This window comes from Paenibacillus sp. F024, assembly GCF_057814255.1.
In genome coordinates this window covers 101,277-117,296 of sequence record NZ_JBVASZ010000009.1, presented here as the reverse complement: position 1 = coordinate 117,296, position 16,020 = coordinate 101,277, and the positions used below count along the sequence as shown (strand labels likewise).

Annotated in this window: 17 protein-coding genes; 3 read left to right on the top strand and 14 right to left on the bottom strand. The window is 53.8% G+C overall.

The features are described 5' to 3' along the window. Window positions 1-27 precede the first annotated feature (27 nt). The 10 genes from ACZYR9_RS11770 to ACZYR9_RS11725 form a co-directional block, all read right to left on the bottom strand. The gene (locus ACZYR9_RS11770) at window positions 28-570 is read right to left on the bottom strand and encodes a DNA-deoxyinosine glycosylase (RefSeq protein WP_488978678.1); all 543 of its coding nucleotides are present in this window, start codon (window positions 568-570) and stop codon (window positions 28-30) included. Further along, the gene (locus tag ACZYR9_RS11765; protein WP_488978677.1) at window positions 567-1,484 is read right to left on the bottom strand and encodes a DMT family transporter; all 918 of its coding nucleotides are present in this window, start codon (window positions 1,482-1,484) and stop codon (window positions 567-569) included. The genes ACZYR9_RS11770 and ACZYR9_RS11765 overlap by 4 nt, the downstream gene beginning before the upstream one ends. Window positions 1,485-1,592: 108 nt before the next feature. Next, entirely contained in the window at window positions 1,593-2,792 is a 1,200-nt protein-coding gene (locus ACZYR9_RS11760) for a class I SAM-dependent methyltransferase (protein ID WP_488978676.1), read from the bottom strand. 24 nt (window positions 2,793-2,816) lie between these two features. Next, entirely contained in the window at window positions 2,817-4,001 is a 1,185-nt protein-coding gene (locus ACZYR9_RS11755) for a PQQ-dependent sugar dehydrogenase (protein ID WP_488978675.1), read from the bottom strand. An 89-nt stretch (window positions 4,002-4,090) separates the two neighbouring features. Beyond that, window positions 4,091-4,531 (bottom strand): Dps family protein, encoded by a 441-nt coding sequence (locus ACZYR9_RS11750; RefSeq protein ID WP_488978674.1) that lies wholly within the window; start codon window positions 4,529-4,531, stop codon window positions 4,091-4,093. A 274-nt stretch (window positions 4,532-4,805) separates the two neighbouring features. Beyond that, window positions 4,806-5,486: a serine/threonine protein kinase gene (locus tag ACZYR9_RS11745; protein ID WP_488978673.1), complete on the bottom strand. Its 681-nt coding sequence runs from the start codon at window positions 5,484-5,486 to the stop codon at window positions 4,806-4,808. Next, on the bottom strand, window positions 5,476-6,363 hold the full coding sequence (locus ACZYR9_RS11740; protein WP_488978672.1) for an SMP-30/gluconolactonase/LRE family protein: 888 nt from the start codon (window positions 6,361-6,363) through the stop codon (window positions 5,476-5,478). The genes ACZYR9_RS11745 and ACZYR9_RS11740 overlap by 11 nt, the downstream gene beginning before the upstream one ends. 221 nt (window positions 6,364-6,584) lie before the next feature. Continuing rightward, window positions 6,585-6,851 (bottom strand): hypothetical protein, encoded by a 267-nt coding sequence (locus tag ACZYR9_RS11735; RefSeq protein ID WP_488978671.1) that lies wholly within the window; start codon window positions 6,849-6,851, stop codon window positions 6,585-6,587. Between the two features lie 188 nt (window positions 6,852-7,039). Continuing rightward, on the bottom strand, window positions 7,040-7,993 hold the full coding sequence (locus ACZYR9_RS11730) for a cation diffusion facilitator family transporter (protein ID WP_488978670.1): 954 nt from the start codon (window positions 7,991-7,993) through the stop codon (window positions 7,040-7,042). A 185-nt stretch (window positions 7,994-8,178) separates the two neighbouring features. Next, window positions 8,179-9,024 carry a DUF72 domain-containing protein gene (locus ACZYR9_RS11725; RefSeq protein ID WP_488978669.1) on the bottom strand — a complete coding sequence of 282 codons (846 nt, stop codon included), beginning with the start codon at window positions 9,022-9,024 and terminating at the stop codon, window positions 8,179-8,181. Window positions 9,025-9,187: 163 nt separating this feature from the next. On the opposite strand from ACZYR9_RS11725, the gene ACZYR9_RS11720 reads away from it, so the two are divergent. After that, a complete protein-coding gene (locus ACZYR9_RS11720; protein ID WP_488978668.1) occupies window positions 9,188-10,063 on the top strand; it encodes an EcsC family protein in 876 nt (291 codons plus the stop codon). A 91-nt stretch (window positions 10,064-10,154) separates the two neighbouring features. On the opposite strand, the gene ACZYR9_RS11715 is transcribed toward ACZYR9_RS11720, so the two are convergent. Further along, window positions 10,155-10,388: a hypothetical protein gene (locus ACZYR9_RS11715; protein ID WP_488978667.1), complete on the bottom strand. Its 234-nt coding sequence runs from the start codon at window positions 10,386-10,388 to the stop codon at window positions 10,155-10,157. Between the two features lie 198 nt (window positions 10,389-10,586). Here ACZYR9_RS11715 and ACZYR9_RS11710 point away from each other — a divergent pair, with 198 nt between their 5' ends. Both ACZYR9_RS11710 and ACZYR9_RS11705 read left to right on the top strand, forming a co-directional pair. After that, on the top strand, window positions 10,587-10,916 hold the full coding sequence (locus ACZYR9_RS11710) for a hypothetical protein (RefSeq protein WP_488978666.1): 330 nt from the start codon (window positions 10,587-10,589) through the stop codon (window positions 10,914-10,916). 186 nt (window positions 10,917-11,102) lie between these two features. Then, complete coding sequence (locus ACZYR9_RS11705; RefSeq protein ID WP_488978665.1) at window positions 11,103-12,773, top strand: glutamine--tRNA ligase/YqeY domain fusion protein; 1,671 nt, start codon at window positions 11,103-11,105, stop codon at window positions 12,771-12,773. A gap of 50 nt (window positions 12,774-12,823) precedes the next feature. Here ACZYR9_RS11705 and ACZYR9_RS11700 read toward each other — a convergent pair whose 3' ends face one another. The 3 genes from ACZYR9_RS11700 to ACZYR9_RS11690 form a co-directional block, all read right to left on the bottom strand. Then, a complete protein-coding gene (locus tag ACZYR9_RS11700) occupies window positions 12,824-13,648 on the bottom strand; it encodes a carbohydrate ABC transporter permease (protein WP_488978664.1) in 825 nt (274 codons plus the stop codon). Continuing rightward, window positions 13,645-14,568, bottom strand: coding sequence for a carbohydrate ABC transporter permease (locus ACZYR9_RS11695; protein ID WP_488978663.1), 924 nt, complete (start codon window positions 14,566-14,568; stop codon window positions 13,645-13,647). The genes ACZYR9_RS11700 and ACZYR9_RS11695 overlap by 4 nt, the downstream gene beginning before the upstream one ends. Window positions 14,569-14,649: 81 nt before the next feature. Continuing rightward, the gene (locus tag ACZYR9_RS11690; RefSeq protein WP_488978662.1) at window positions 14,650-15,975 is read right to left on the bottom strand and encodes an ABC transporter substrate-binding protein; all 1,326 of its coding nucleotides are present in this window, start codon (window positions 15,973-15,975) and stop codon (window positions 14,650-14,652) included. Between the last annotated feature and the right edge of the window lie 45 nt (window positions 15,976-16,020).

Below are 16,020 nucleotides of genomic sequence, written 5' to 3'. Positions count from 1 at the left end.
CCCGGCTGGATGGCCAAGCCGGGTGTTTTACTGTTCTGCCCCGCTTAACCAAGCCTCGCGAAGCGGCTGCCATGCCTTCAGCTTGACGCTGAACGCCGCTGCCCGGGCCGGACTCGACGACGGCAGCAGCGTACAGCGCAAATGCGCAGCTTCCTTCAGCAGCGGCTTTACATGACGCCGGTACAACTGCTCCGAAGCGCTGCCGTTAAAGAAAACAAACCGAATATACGGGCAGCGCCGATAAAAACGTTCAAAATCGTTGGCCTCCGGCCGGCGAATCCCCGCATCAAGACTGCCCTTGCGCTCACATGCGCGCAGCACGTCCCAAAGCGCTACGCCGCGCGATAAAGCAAACCGCAGCCGATCCTCATAAGAAGGTTCCGGCTCTCCTCCGTCCAGCAGCGCATAGAGCAGCCGCCAAAAGTGGTTCCGAGGATGCCCGTAATACTGGCCGATGTCAAGCGACGCCTCCCCCGGCATGGAGCCAAGGATCAGGATCCGGCACGCTTGATCAGCCACCGGCGGAAATCCCGTCAGCAGCTCCCTTGGATGCCGTTCCTCTTCCTTCATCTTACATCCGCCCCTCTGCTTGGACTCACGATTTTCCTTGACACTTCCCGTTCCACCGCCGAACGAAGCGGCAAATTCAATATGACCAGACCGGCGACAAAAAGCAGCCCTCCTCCGATCACATATACCGTAATCGGATCGCGGTAAAACAAATACGACCACAAAATCGAAAACAGCACCCAAGTGTTGCTGACGATGACTACAGTAGGGAAAGATACCCGCTTTAGCGCAAGCGAGAACCAATAGAAGCTTAGCCCCGTAATGACCCCGAGCAGTATCAGAACCAGTAAACCGTAAGTGCTGAATTCTCCAGACCAGGTGAAGGTCCAGGGCATCGGAAGCGCCAGCAGAACCGTGCACACCAGAAAAACGGAAAAATTCATGTTCCCGGCATCCATCTCCTTGATCAGAACCTTCTGGCTCAGCACGTGAAACGACGTGCCAAGCGCTGCAAGCCCATACAGCAGCGTAGTTACCATACCGCCTTGGAAAAAATCGGACAGGGAGAGGCCGTTCCAGCTGATCAGGATCACGCCGGCAATGCAAAGCCCCGCAGCGATCCAGCCTCTGGCCGAGACATGCTCCTTAAACCAAAAAGCGGACAGCACCAGCAAAATCACTGTCTGAATCGGTCCGATCAAAATATTGCCATACGAATAACCGATGGACAAGGCTATGCTTTCAAACAAATAATTGCAGCATTTTCCTACCGCCCCGATCCATATCCACTTCATGTTAAATCTCAGCTTCACGACGCGATCCTTCAGGAGCAGCAGTCCTCCCAAAAACATAATGCCAAATGCAAACCGGGCAAAGGCAATGGTCGTGCTATCGACAAAGCCGGTGATTGATTTGATTAATACCCCGACAAAGCTCCATGACAGCGTCGCCAGCAGCAGCAGTAAATACCCCAAAATCCAGCACCTCTAAATTAAGCTTCCTTGGATGAAGGCTTTTTGAATGATTGTTTTATTGTAGCACAAGTTGTCGAAAGCTGATGGAAATTTCCCTTCACCATCGGACTATGACTTTAACAGAGGTGCCAGCTCCTCCTTCATGGCGCGTTCGAAATACAGATCGGCCTGAAGAAAATCGCGGAAGGCGATATAGCTCTCCGCCAGTTTGGACTGTTCCACAGGCGGCAGCGGCTTCTCGCTCCGTACCGCACGGATAAGAATATTTTTCGGCGTATGCTCCATATCGATGAATTCGAGCAGCTGAGTGCGATAGCCCAGCAGCTCCAACAGCTTGGCGCGAATGGCGTCCGTAGCCAGAGCCGAAAAACGCTCCTTCAAGATCCCGTGCTGCAGCAGCGGCTCCAGCACCTCACTGCGAACCTGCCGGAAAAGCTCATGCTGGCAGCAGGGCACCGACAAAATGACCGATGCGCCCCAGCGTACCGCCTTCTCCAGCGCTGCGTCGGTCGCCGTATCGCAGGCATGCAGCGTGACTACCATATCCACCTGCTGCAGTTCATCATATTGGGCGATGTCACCTACCATAAACCGCAAGCCTTCATAGCCTAGACGGTCTGCAAGCTCGCTGCAGTGGTTGATCACGTCCTCCTTAAGATCCAAGCCGACGACCCGAAGATCGATCCCCTGCATCACCTTCAAGTAATGATAAAGCGCAAACGTCAAATACGATTTGCCGCAGCCGAAGTCCACCATGTGCAGGGTCCTTCCTTGCGGCAGATGAGGCAATACATCGGCAATCATCTCCAGGAACCGGTTGATCTGCCGGAACTTATCGTATTTTTTTGCCAGCACCTTTCCCTCTGAATTCATGATGCCAAGCTCAACAAGAAAGGGAACCGGCTCTCCCTCCTCGATGACATAATTCTTTTTCCTGTTATGGGAGGCGGCCGCGGCCGCTTTCTTGGTCGGCGGCTTCTTCAGAATACCGGTCTTGCCTTTTTTGCTGATCAGCACCTGGTAATCCGCTTCTTCTGTCTGCAAAAGCCCTTGGCGGAATTGCACCGTGAACAGCTCTGCAAGTCTTGCTTCCGCGGCTTCCGGTCGCAAATTATCATGAAATACCTTCGGACCGCAAAACGAGCTGAACTGGTAGCTCAGCTCACCTTTTAGCTCCACAGGTTTGACGGTTACTTTCGTGCACCCGTTTCCGTCGGGTTCTCGGCGGCGAACCTGGCTGAGTGTCGCTTGAATCAGCGAACGTTCGCCGACCAGTCTATGAATTAGCTCCAATAGCTCATCTTGCATGAATAAGTCACTATCCTCACCGGTTTATTTATTGAATGCGGGAACCAAGCGTATGATTTTATCGTCGTCTTCCTTCGGGTTTCCCCGGCCGTCCCGGTTGTTGGTCAAAATATAGATCGAGCCGTCCGGCGCTTCATTCACCGCGCGGATGCGTCCAAGCTCCCCCTTGAGCAAAGCATCCGAAGAATGCACGCCCTTGCCATCCCCGGTCAGCACCACATGCAGCACCTGCGTGCCGCGGAGATTCGCCGTGAGCAAATGGCCTTTCCAAGGGCCTTGACGGATGAAGGTCATACCTGACGGCGCCCAAGTCGTAGTGCCGCTGTGCAGTATGGGCTTGGTCAGTGGACCGGGACCCGCCTTGTCCGCGTTGCCGGGCTTCGGCTCGGTTTCGTCTCCTTGAAGCAATGGCCAACCGTAATTGGCCCCAGGCTCAATCCGGTTGATCTCATCGTGCGCCGATTGCCCGTGCTCCGAGCTGTACAGCTGTCCCGTCTCCGGATGCCACGCCAAACCCTGCGGATTGCGGTGTCCCAAGCTGTACACCGGCGAGCCCGGGAACGGATTGTCCGCCGGAATGGAGCCGTCCGGATGAATACGGACAATTTTGCCTGCGAGCACGTCGATATCCTGCGCCATCGAAGGGGTCGCTGCATCACCGTTGGTTACATAGAGCATTCCATCCGGCCCAAATTTGACGCGTCCGCCGTCATGAATCCGGTTGCCGGGCATGCCGTCCAGCAGTACCTTGTCAAGAACAGCCTTGCCTCCGCTCTCCTTCAGCCGAACAACCCGGTTAAGCGGCTGATCTCCTTGCATATAGGTGTGATAGACATACATATAATGGCTTTCATTAAACTTAGGATCCAGAGCAAGTCCGAGCAGCCCGGCTTCGCCTTGGGTGTACAGCTTGTCGTCAAAGCGGAACACCGGCTCGTCGACAAGCTTTCCCTGATCGATCAGCCGCAGCGAGCCTCCACGCTCTGTAAAAAAGATACGGCCGTCCGGTGCGAATGCGATCTCCCATGGGATGTCCAATCCGGTGGCGACACTTTCTTGTGTATACGGAATGGAAGCTGGTACCGAAGCCTCCGGGACAGAAGAGCTATCGTTGCCCGAGGAAGGTGCGGTTTGTTGTCCCGCCTCGCAGCCGCTTAGTGCGAGCACGCCAGCCAAGCTTAGGATAATTACCAAAGATCGTCCGAACATAAGATTCCCCCCATCCCTTTTGTTTCCATTATACCCATACGAAGCGCAAAAAAGCGAACCCGTTTGAGAGTTCGCTTAGCCTGACTGCATTATTTGCCCAAAAACGACTCCAGCATCCATGCATGCTTCTCCAGCGAGCTGTGAATCGCAAGCAGCATATCTCCCGTCGTTTCGTCGTCCGCCGCCTCGGCGATCGCCATTCCTTCCTTCAGCTCGGCAGCCAGCGTATTGAAATCATTGGCGATAGCGCGGACCATCTGCTCCGCATTCTCACTGCCCGATGCCTCGTGCAATGTCGACTGCTCCAAAATTTCGCGCATGGTGGCTACCGGCTGGCCCTTGAGCGCAAGCAGACGCTCGGCGAGATTGTCCACGTGCAGAGCGGCTTCCGTATACAGCTCCTCAAACTTCAAGTGCAGCGTGAAAAACTGAGGGCCTTTTACATTCCAATGATAGTTGTGCAGCTTGATGAACAGCAAGCTCCAGTTCGCGATTTGCGTGTTGATTACTTCGTTTAAGTTTTTGGACATCGGGTGATCCTCCTTGAATTTTCCGTTTCGCGGGCATGAGGCATACTTACGAACGGTGCTACGTATTATCTTGTGCGGAACGCCGTCCGTTCATGTAGCACGCCTTCGTATACGTTTATTGATCCGTTTGGCCATGCTCGCCGGACAGCGTATGTTTCCTTATTACCATTTCGCTCGAAAGCAACATTTTCCTGCCGAAAAAAAGAAAAAGATGGTGATTTCATATGTACGATTAGCTGCTAAAAGCCAGATCGCCGCGGTTTCGATCGCTAGATTACGGGCCGGGTTTTTTCCAGATCCGGTATCCGCTCCGTACGGCATTTAATATAAATTCAGGAATCGGCACACGGCGAAACGGCGGAATGTACAATATATCGTACGCTGTTTTTAAGTCCCTCCACATGGTACAAGGCTCGGTGTTCAAAAAGTCCGATACATCCACTACGAAGCCGCGTCCATCCTTCATCATGACATTCTTGCCGTGGACATCGTGCGGATAGAGCCCCTTACTGATGGCATACGCCAATGCCTCGTCGATATCTTCAATCACCTGACGTGGAATCGGAATGCCGCGCCGGAAGCAATCATACAGCGTGATCCCGGTCAACCGGCGAAGCACCAGGTAGTTATCGCCCACATGAAGGCATTCGGAGAAAGCCGGATGCTTTCCGAGCCGCCTGTACACCTCCGCTTCCGCCTCCAAGCCTTCACGTCCCGGCGCATATACCTTCACAACGCGGTCCGGATAGGAGGGGTGCGCAAACACCCCTGCATAATTGCCCGCTCCGACCAGCCGCCACGGCTTCGGGTAGCTATGGACAATCACCGGATTGTGCGGCTGCTCGCTGGTCAGCTTCAGCCCGGGCAAAAGCTCCGATTCAACGAGTTCGATCCACCGCCGCCGCTCCTCATCAGCGTCTTCCTCTTCCAAAGGCTTTGCTATATTATCCGCCATAAAAGAATGTTGGTCTTCCTTTCACTCCGGGTTTGATGCGAAACATCCCTCCGGCATAAGGCTGTTCGGCCAACTGCTCCTCTGTGAGTCCCGATCGTGCCGTTGTGATGTACAGTTCATCGAAATGCTCCCCACCGAATGTACAGCAGCTAACCCTTGCCGCAGGCAAACGGACGGAGCCGATCTTCTCGCCGGTCCTCGGATTCCATCGGGATACCTGCCATCCGTCCCAGTGCGCTATCCACAGCATGCCTTCCTCATCCACGGTCATCCCGTCGGGGAAGCCTTCGTCTTCCGGAATGCCGACCACGGTACGGCCGTTGGAGATCTTCCCCTCCCGGGGAGAATAATCGTAAGCGACAACACGCTTGGTCGGAGTATCAATATAGTACATCGTCCGACCGTCCGGACTCCAACCCAGGCCATTGGAAACCGTAACGCCCTCCACCTCTTTGCGGAGGGTGCCGTCGGTTTCCAAACAGTATAATGCTCCCGTCGGTTGATCACCTCGCATATTCATCGTCCCTGCCCAGAAGCGTCCGGCCTCATCGCATTTCCCGTCGTTGAACCGGTTGCCTTCCACGCCTGCTTCGGGGTCAACCAGTCGGGTCAGTCGCTCCGTTTCCGGATCCATTGTGTATAAGCCGCACTCCATGGCCAGCACCAGCCCGCCGTTTACTCGAGGAGCTGCTGCGCCAACCATTTGATTCAGCTGAATCGTTCGATTCGATCCATCTGCCGGGTTAAAGAAATGGACCTGCTTTTTCTCAATGTCCACCCACAGCAGCAAGCCAGTGCGGTGGTCCCATGACGGTCCTTCTCCAAGCGTCGCCCTTGCATCCAAGATCAGCTCTGCCGTTTGCTGTATATGTTCCATGGACACGCCTCCTTGTGTGATGATCCGCCAGCATTCCAATTACTCCCATTGTAGCATAGAAGCTGCCGGAAAAGCGACGAGCCCGGCAAAGCTTCCGCTAACCGCAGGTACGGCTTGGGGTTTATGGAAACACGCGGTCTTGATCATGTTTAACCACAAACTTGGCCCGCGCATCTCTGCATGGAAAAGAAAAAAGCCGGGCGAATTCCCGGCTTCATCCGTTATTCCTCTATCGGCTTCAGGCTGTGCAAAGCGGCTTCATCCTCGGCAAGCATGTCGGCGGCAAGCTGTACCGGCTGTTGATTATGGCTGAGAGACGCTTGCTCGATCGCACGGCGGGCCCTCTCTACAGCTGTGTCGGCCTGTTCAATCATCTGCCCGGACGGATGTGATTCGGCCTGCTTTACGGCGTTGTGCGCCTTCTCCACCGAATTTTGAGCTTGTGAAATCGGATTTTGCGACTGCAGGCTGGAATCGTAACGGGACATTGGCGGTTCCTCCTTTCTCCCTGCTCTCCGGCAACCGTACTCCAGGAACGGTTACATCGGGTCGCTGTTAATGTGGGAAGAAACGGAGCATTTTATGCGAATCGGGAGACGGCAGCAAGTCCGGCTTGACCGGCCCCCGCCACAATGACATCAAATTCATTGTCCATAAGCGGCCTGCTCCCTTGTATTCAAACACGCATTTCTTCATGATTAATCCCGGAGGCTTCCACTTGTATCGTCGTATGATGGATGTTGAACCGGGTTTCAATGAGCTGTATAGCGCTTTGTAAAATGTGCTGGCTGTCCTTTCCGTCCTCAATGCGCAGGTGGCAGCTCAGTGAATCCAGCCCAGAGGTAATGGTCCAAATATGCAGGTCGTGCACATCGAGCACGCCTTCGATTTCTTCCAAGGCATTCTGCACCTCCCGCGTATCCAGCCGGACAGGCGTTCCCTCCATCAGAATGTGAACCGCATGCCGAATGACTCCCCATGCGCTCTTCAAAATCAGCAGCGCGACCAGCACGCTGACGATCGGATCGGCCACATACCAGCCGAACAGCAGCATCACCAATCCCGCAGCCATGGCGCCTACAGAGCCCAAAGCGTCCCCGATGACGTGCAGATATGCGCTGCGCAGATTGACATTGTTACGGACGTCGCCCTTACGCATCAAGGCCCAGGCACTCAGCAGGTTAGCGATCAGACCCACGGAGGCAATCAGCATCATCGATCCGCTGGCGACTTCAGGAGGGGCGAAGAAACGGCCAAAGGCTTCCCGTATAATAAAAAAGGCGATGACGAACAAGGTGACGCCATTGAACAGCGCCGCGAGAATTTCCACGCGGTAAAAGCCATAGGTTTTGCCGGAGGTAGCCGGTCTCGCCGCAAAGCCGATCGCGATCAGGCTGAGCAGCAGCGAACCCGCATCGCTCAGCATATGCCCGGCGTCGGAGAGCAGCGCCAGACTTCCTGTCACCAGGCCTCCGAAAAACTCAAGCAGCATGATGACCCCGGTAATGATCAAAGCGATGGTTAGTCCTTTCTTATTGCCTTCCCGGGCATGATCATGATGATGGTGATGATGACCGTGGTGGTCGTGATGATCGTAGTGGTGTCCATGATGACCGCATGATTGAGACAAGACGCATTCCCCCTGACTGTACAAATCAATAAGCTCCGCTATTATATGCCATAAGCTTGCGTTTGTTTGCTCATATATATCATATATGAGCAACTATTCATATGTTAATTATGAATCCGCCTGCCGGATTTGTCAATTGCAACATTTCGCGCCCAGCCAAACCGGGAACGATAGGCGCGAAACGATTAAAACAAGTCCAATTGACGAGGCGCAAACGGTTTAGTCGGCTGACCCAGCAGCCTCATCAGCTGGGCTGCATTGTGTGCCGCATCTCCTCCCGAATTGTTATTGAAGATGACGCATACTTCGTCCGTTTCCTGCTGCAGCTGCTTCAGATGGCTTTTCCACTCCAAAAGCTCGTCTTCATTGTACCGATACAAGTAGCGTACCTCGCGCCAATTGGCGCTTCCCCCCTGGTTCCAGCCCTCCGCATTCCGCCCGTGCATGCGAACGATCGTAAGCTTCCGGTCGGTAGGATGCAGTACCGTAGGGATCGATCCGACCCCGGCCTGAGGCTCGTCACAAATACTGTGAATCCAGCCCTCCCGCTTCATAAACGACAAGGTCTTCTCTCTCATATCCCCGTAAAACCAGCTCTGATGGCGGAATTCCAATGCCACGGGCAGATCGCCCATCCGCTTCTTGGCTTCCCGAAGCTGCTCTACATTCATCCTCGTACAATCGAACCATGGCGGATACTGGAACAGCACCGCTTTCAGCTTTCCCGCCTCCTGCACCGGACGGATCGAATGGCAGAACGCTTCAAACGTCGTCTCCAAATCAGAGAAGGGGTTCGGGCCTCGAAGATGGCCGGTCATGCCTTGATAGGCCTTGATCACAAACGAAAAAACGGAAGGGGTCTCGTTCACCCACCGTTCGTAGCTGCTTTCCGACTGTACGGCATAAAAGGAGCTGTCCACTTCCACCACAGGAAAATAACGGCTGTATACCTTCAGCTTATCCCGCGTCCCGACACTGCGCTCGTAGAGCTCGTCATGGTCTCCCCAGCCGGCAAGTCCGATTCGAATCATTCGCTCACCTCCACACCGGTTACAACTATTGTATCTTGTACTTATCCGGGTCACAAGCCGACAGCGCCCGGACCATCAGGCCGGTAAACCTATCCATTTCAACACTTTTGCACCCATTTCAACCGTTTTTCCGTATATTCCATGGAAAGGAGCGGATCGAATCATGAAGGCGAATGAAGAGCATAAAGACCATGATATAAGGGAAACCGAGGCGGAGCTCTCCAAGGCTCTGCTGGAAATTCAGAAATGGGAAGCGGAGCAGAAAGATTTATGGTTCTGGGAAAAGCTCGGGCGGCTTCCTTTCCAGCTTCTCGACCGGCTGACTCCAAAGCTTTTGCAGAAAAAAATCGGAGAAGCGGTGGATGAAATCGGAAGCTATATTCAAAACGGCGGCAGATATCTCGTATCGGAGAAAAGCGTGCTGAAGCGGCTCGAGGAGCACCGCAAGCACGCGGCGGGAGAAGAGGATCCCATGGTCCGCGCGTTAACGCTGGGCGATGTGACGTCTCTGCCGCTTGGGGTGATGGATCGTGCGGCGGACGAGCTCTCCAGAAGCGGCGCCCGGCTTGCCGCTGCACAAGGGGCCACGACGGGATTCGGCGGGATTTTTACGCTCGCCGTGGACATACCTGCGATGCTGGGACTATCGCTCAAAGTGCTTCAGGAGCTGGCGATCGTGTACGGCTACGATCCCAAAGCGAAATCGGAGCGGATCTTTATCATCAAATGCCTGCAATTCGTATCCTCCGACATCGTAGGCAAAAAAGCGGTGCTCGAGGAGCTTGCCGGCTTCGGCAGTGAGCGCCGGCACCATGAAGCGATCTCGCAGCTGCAGGGCTGGCGCGAGGTGGTCGCCGCTTATCGCGATAATTTCGGCTGGAAGAAGCTGTTCCAGATGGTTCCGATCGCAGGCATGATCTTCGGTGCGGTATTGAACCGCGGAACCCTTCAGGATGTGGCTGAAGCCGGCAAAATGCTGTATCGCAAAAGGCGCGTGCTGGAAAAGCTGGAGAAACTGGAGAACGATTCAAACACCTAACCGCTGCGACAGATGATTGGTGTCTTCCCCCACGCCTCAGCTTCACATATGCGAGCGGGCCGCCGGAACATTCCGCCGGCCCGCTCGCACGTTATTTCGCTGCAAGCATGTCGGCTGCAGCTCCCCTGATGGCATCGGCTATACGGCCAATAGCCGCCGCAGCCTGTGCCATCTCATCCTGAATGGATGCCAGTATCCCGTTCTGCTCGCGCAGTACGCCGGTCTGCTCCTGGACGGCTTCACGAACACCGCCGATGTCCCCTGCCATCAACAGCAGCACGGACAGCAAAGCGCCGATGCCGAATACGGCTGCGATAAGCCACACCCAGCCTTGATTGTTTCGTATATTTATTAGCCATTTTTAGGGGAACCTACACACCATTTTTCAAAATAAGCGGATAAGTTTCACTCTTTATGGAAGCGGGTAATATGCTGTAGGGACCCTAATTCGCAGCGCCAAAAACGATAGCGCTGCCGCTTATGTCGGGCGGCACAAAATGATGTTGAAGGTGGTGTTCCTTATATGGAAACGTTAGCTTTTATATTTATCGCCGCTGCTTGGATTTATTTCATGTACCGCCGCAGTACCAATTGGCAATCCATCCTCGTCGGATCGGAAGCCGAAGCCGAAGAGCTGCAGGCGAAGTACGATTATCTTAGAGAGCATCTGGTGAATTGCCGGTTGCGGCCTCATACGGATACGGGCATGAGCGCGATCCAAACCGCCGCCTCCGCCGTAAACCAATACCGCGATGAACGAATGCAGCTTGAGGTTCATAAAGAAGATATGGAAAAGGCCGAAGAGCTGCTTCAGCATTTTGAAAACCATCAGCTCAAACACTCGTTTCAGTAACGATAAAAATCCCCTGTGATCAGGAGCTAAGCTTCCTTTTACAGGGGATTTTCTTGCATTCAGCGAGAGGCCGTGCCCTAAATTCATAGATTCGTGCGGAAAAACCATTATAATTGCGGTTCATTTTGTGTATTATAGATGTTAATAGATTTTTGCAGTTATTCATGTTAGAAAGGTTGATATCCTGTGGAACCAACGAAACCTGCATCTGCATCATCCTCCAATTATATTAAAGCGATTATGGTTGAAGACTTAAAGGCGGGCAAAGTGAAAGAAATCGTGACCCGGTTTCCTCCGGAGCCAAACGGCTATCTGCATATCGGCCATGCCAAATCCATCTGCTTGAATTTCGAGCTGGCTGATGAATTCGGCGGCAGAACGCATCTGCGCTTTGACGATACGAATCCTCTGAAGGAGGATACGGAGTATGTCGAATCGATCAAAGAAGATGTCAAATGGCTCGGCTTTGACTGGGAGAAATTATTTTTCGCGTCCGATTTCTTCGAGGAAATGTATGATCGCGCCGTTTTGCTGATTCGTAAAGGCAAAGCGTATGTATGCGACCTGACGGCCGATCAAATCCGCGAAACCCGCGGAACGCTAACCGAGCCGGGTCAGGAAAGCCCGTACCGCAGCCGCAGTGTAGAGGAAAGCCTGGACCTGTTCGAGCGGATGCGAAAGGGAGAATTCCAAAATGGAGAAAAGGTGCTACGCGCCAAAATCGACATGGCCTCCCCGAACATGAACATGAGAGACCCGGTGCTGTACCGGATTTCACACGCCCATCATCACAACACCGGCGACAAATGGTGCATTTATCCGATGTACGATTATGCCCACCCGCTGGAGGATGCGATCGAAGGCGTCACTCATTCCATCTGCACGCTGGAGTTTGCCGACCATCGCCCCTTGTACGATTGGGTCGTTCGTGAATGCGAAATGGAATGCGTGCCTCAGCAGTATGAATTCGGCCGATTGAATCTGACCAATACCGTCATGAGCAAAAGAAAGCTCAAGCAGCTCGTGGATGAGAAGTTCGTCGACGGCTGGGACGACCCCCGGATGCCGACGATTTCCGGCCTGCGCCGCAAGGGCTATACGCCCGAAGCAATCCGTGAATTATGCCGCGAAGTCGGCGTGGTGAAAACGAACAACAGCGTGGTGGATGATAAACTGCTGGAGCATTTTATCCGCGAGGACCTGAAGCTGAAGGCACCGCGTACGATGGCCGTTTTACAGCCGCTAAAGGTTGTTATCACCAACTATCCGGAAGGCCAGGTGGAAATGCTGGATGCAGAAATCAATCCGGAGAACGAAGCGATGGGCATGCGTCAAATCCCGTTCTCCCGTGAGATTTACATTGAGCGCGACGATTTCATGGAGGAGCCGCCGAAGGGCTATCACCGTCTGTTCCCCGGCAATGAAGTACGCCTGAAGCACGCTTACTTCATCAAATGCGAAGAAGTGATCAAGGATGCTGACGGCAACGTGGTCGAGCTGCGCTGCACCTATGACCCCGAGACGAAAAGCGGCAGCGGTTTTACCGGCCGCAAGGTGAAAGGAACGATCCATTGGGTTGAGGCTACGAAGGCTCTGCCTGCGGAGTTCCGCCTGTATGAGCCGCTTATTCTCGATGAGAATATGGAAGAAGGCGAATCCTTCCTTGATAACGTCAACCCGAATTCGTTGGAGATCCTTCAAGGGTATGTCGAGGACAACATGAAAGAAGCGAAGCCGCACGATAAGTTCCAGGTGTTCCGCCACGGTTACTTCAATGTGGATCCAAAGCATACAACAGCCGCTCAGCTGGTATTTAACCGGATCGTATCGCTGAAAAGCTCGTTTCAGGTGAAATAAGCAAGGAAACGCCCCCGGAGCATAGGTGCCCATTGCTCCGGGGGCATTTTTTATCCTTTGATCGATCCCGCGAGTAAGCCGCGGATAAAATACTTGCCAAGAAACACGTATACCAACAGGGTCGGAAGAGCGGCCAGGAGCGCGCCGGCCATCTGCACGTTCCACTGCACAACCTGACTGCCGGACAAGTTCTGCAAAGCGACCATGATCGGCTGCTGCTTTTGTGTCGTAAGCGAAACCGCAAAGAGAAACTCATTCCAAATGTTTGTGAACTGCCAGATGCCCACAACTACAAATCCCGTAACGGAAAGCGGGAACATAATGTAGCGGAAAATACCGAAAAAACCGTTGCCGTCGATTTTCGCCGCCTCCAGCAGCTCGGTCGGTATACCTGCATAGAAATTCCTCAATATGAGCGTACAAATCGGTAGTCCGTACACGACGTGCACCAGCACAAGACCTGGAATCGAGTTATACAGCCCGATCGTCTGGAGAAATTGAATAAGCGGAATCAGAATGCTCTGATAAGGAATGAACATCCCAAAGAGCATCAGCGTAAACAAGGTATCGCTGCCCCGGAACTTCCATTTGCTCAGCACATAGCCGTTCAGCGCTCCAAGAATCGCAGAGAGCACCGTGGCCGGTACAGCAAGCAGCAGACTGTTCCACAGATGCGGCGCCAGCTTGCCGAAGGCTTCGCGATATCCCTCCAGATAAAACCCTGAAGGAAGCTCCCACATCTGGTCGAGCGTGATTTCGTTCATCCCTTTGATACTCGTGATGGCCATGACATATACCGGCAGCAAATAAAAAATCGCCATCAGAGCCAGCAGCGTATACAGCCCCCAGCGTCTCGCGTTCAGAGCGGTCGTCATGCCGACTCCTCCTTTCGCATGCTGGAAATCAGGTAAGGTACGATCAGCAGCGACACCAGCGCAAGCATAATCATCGAGATGGCTGCACCCTGGGCATAGTGGTTGCCGCGGAAGGTCGTCTCAAACATATAAACTCCCGGCACATCGGTAACGAACATCGCACCCGGTCCGGTCATCGCATAGACGAGGTCGAAAATCTTTAATGAAATATGCCCTAAAATAATAATCACGCTGACCGTAATCGGCTTGAGCTGAGGCAGAATGATCTGAAACCAGATCTCCCTTTCCTTCGCTCCGTCCACCCTTGCCGCCTCCCTTAAATCGTCCGGGATCGCGCGCAGTCCCGCCAGATACATGGCCATCGTGAACCCCGACATTTGCCAGACCGTAGCAATGGCTACGGCAATGAGCGCAAGCGGCAGGCCGAATTCGATCTGTCCGATGGAAATCGCGGGCACGATTTTGGTGCTGATATACCAATCCGGCACATGGGATACCCCCAGCGACTGCAAAATCAGGTTAAAGCCCGTGGACGGGTTGAGCAGCCACTGCCAGACGACGCCGGTAACGACAAACGACAATGCCATCGGGAAAATGAAAATGTTGCGGAACAGCACCTCCGCTTTGATTTTCTGATCGATCAGCAGAGCGAGCAGCAATCCGATGACCATCGTCGCCGCAATAAACAGGATCGTAAACGCCAGCGTGTTGCGCAGGTCCGATTGAAAGCGGAAATCCTGAAACAAAAAGGAATAGTTTTTCAGCCCCGCGAAGCTCATGTTCTTCACCAGCGTATTCCAATCGGTAAACGAAACGTAGCCGGTCCATGCGATAAAGCCATAAACAAACACGGCGACCGCTATAGCCGAGGGCAGGATCATGAGCACAGGGATCCACCGCTCCGAAGCCGATGTATTCATTGATCATTCACCTCCCAAAAACTAGACCCGGAACGGCCGGACAGCGGTCTTGCCGCCGCCTGCGCCTCCGGGTATACGCCATTACTTTTTGATGCCGCTTGCGGCCGCAGCCTGCTGAAGCGACTTCGTAAATTGATCGACATCGCCTCTGGTCACAAATATCGTCATGGCTTGGTTGGCTTGAGTCACGAAGCCCTCAGGAGCCGCGGAGCCGTGAGCCATGCTCGCCGTCAGCTTGCTTTTCTTGAAATCTTCAATCGTTTGTTGGCCGTACACATCGTATTTTTTGACATCCGCATCCATACGCGCCGGAATCGATCCTTTGAGCGGGTTGAACACATCCTGACCTTCCACCGATCCCAGTACGCTCAAGAAGGACTTGATCGATTCCGGATCCTTCACGCCCTTGGGCAGCCCGAACGTATCCGTGATGACCATAAAGCTTCCTGCAGAGCCCGGTGTCGCCACCCACCCGAAATCCTCATTCGGCTTCAGCTTGAGATCGGTGGTGAAGTATCCTTTCACCCAGTCGCCCATCACGTTCATGGCCGCTTCGCCCTTCGCTACGAGCTGGGCCGCATCCTGCCAGTTGCGCGCCGCGTGGTCTTTATTAACGTAACCGATCATTTTTTTAAAGGTCTCCGCGGCTTGCTTGACCGACGCATCCTCGAAGCTCAGCTCACCGGTCCACAGCTTCTTGTAATTATCAGGGCCAAGGGACCCGAGAAGCACGGTCTCAAAAAGGTGCGATGCCGTCCACGGCTCCTTATCTCCCAGTGCCAGCGGTGTAACTCCTTTCGCTTGAAGCGCATCCGCCACCTGGAAGAATTCCTCGAATGTTGCTGGTGCCTTCAGACCATGCTGATCCAGCACCTTCTTGTTATAAAAGAGCACGTTGCCCCGGTGAATATTGACAGGCACGGAGTAGATTTGGCCGTTTTGGCTGACCAGCTCAATCAGCTCCTTTGGAAATTTATCCTTCCAGCCTTCCTTATCATACAAATCGTTCAGCGGCTCCATCTTGCCTGCCGCAACCCACCCGGCATTCAGCTCCGCGCCTCCATGAACCTGGAATGTACCCGGGGGATCACCGCCCTGCATCCGGCTGGCCAGAACTGCTTTGGCATTCGTGCCCGCTCCGCCGGCGACGGCGGCATTGATGACTTCAATGTTCGGATTTTTCTCCTTATACAGCTGAATGAGCCCCTTCAAGCCGGCTTCCTCGCCCGCTCCGGTCCACCAGCTGAAAATCTCCACCTGCTTTTTTGCGTCCGTTTTGGCCGGTTCGGACGGCTTCGGCGTCTCTTGTCCCTGCGGATTCGTCGTTCCCGAACCGGAGCTGCAGGCCGCAAGCAGCAATCCGCTGGCCGTCATGACGGAAAGAACCTTTACCCTATTTCTTTTCATTTGTACTCTCCCCTTTGATATAAGTTCAATCGCATTTACTATATA

Excerpts from the sequence above, each read along its gene's own strand:
- ACZYR9_RS11770 (WP_488978678.1), bottom strand. The coding sequence starts at position 570 with ATGAAGGAAGAGGAACGGCATCCAAGGGAGCTGCTGACGGGATTTCCG.
- ACZYR9_RS11760 (WP_488978676.1), bottom strand. The coding sequence starts at position 2,792 with ATGCAAGATGAGCTATTGGAGCTAATTCATAGACTGGTCGGCGAACGT.
- ACZYR9_RS11755 (WP_488978675.1), bottom strand. The coding sequence starts at position 4,001 with ATGTTCGGACGATCTTTGGTAATTATCCTAAGCTTGGCTGGCGTGCTC.
- ACZYR9_RS11750 (WP_488978674.1), bottom strand. The coding sequence starts at position 4,531 with ATGTCCAAAAACTTAAACGAAGTAATCAACACGCAAATCGCGAACTGG.
- ACZYR9_RS11745 (WP_488978673.1), bottom strand. The coding sequence starts at position 5,486 with ATGGCGGATAATATAGCAAAGCCTTTGGAAGAGGAAGACGCTGATGAG.
- ACZYR9_RS11740 (WP_488978672.1), bottom strand. The coding sequence starts at position 6,363 with ATGGAACATATACAGCAAACGGCAGAGCTGATCTTGGATGCAAGGGCG.
- ACZYR9_RS11735 (WP_488978671.1), bottom strand. The coding sequence starts at position 6,851 with ATGTCCCGTTACGATTCCAGCCTGCAGTCGCAAAATCCGATTTCACAA.
- ACZYR9_RS11725 (WP_488978669.1), bottom strand. The coding sequence starts at position 9,024 with ATGATTCGAATCGGACTTGCCGGCTGGGGAGACCATGACGAGCTCTAC.
- ACZYR9_RS11720 (WP_488978668.1), top strand. The coding sequence starts at position 9,188 with ATGAAGGCGAATGAAGAGCATAAAGACCATGATATAAGGGAAACCGAG.
- ACZYR9_RS11710 (WP_488978666.1), top strand. The coding sequence starts at position 10,587 with ATGGAAACGTTAGCTTTTATATTTATCGCCGCTGCTTGGATTTATTTC.
- ACZYR9_RS11700 (WP_488978664.1), bottom strand. The coding sequence starts at position 13,648 with ATGACGACCGCTCTGAACGCGAGACGCTGGGGGCTGTATACGCTGCTG.
- ACZYR9_RS11695 (WP_488978663.1), bottom strand. The coding sequence starts at position 14,568 with ATGAATACATCGGCTTCGGAGCGGTGGATCCCTGTGCTCATGATCCTG.
- ACZYR9_RS11690 (WP_488978662.1), bottom strand. The coding sequence starts at position 15,975 with ATGAAAAGAAATAGGGTAAAGGTTCTTTCCGTCATGACGGCCAGCGGA.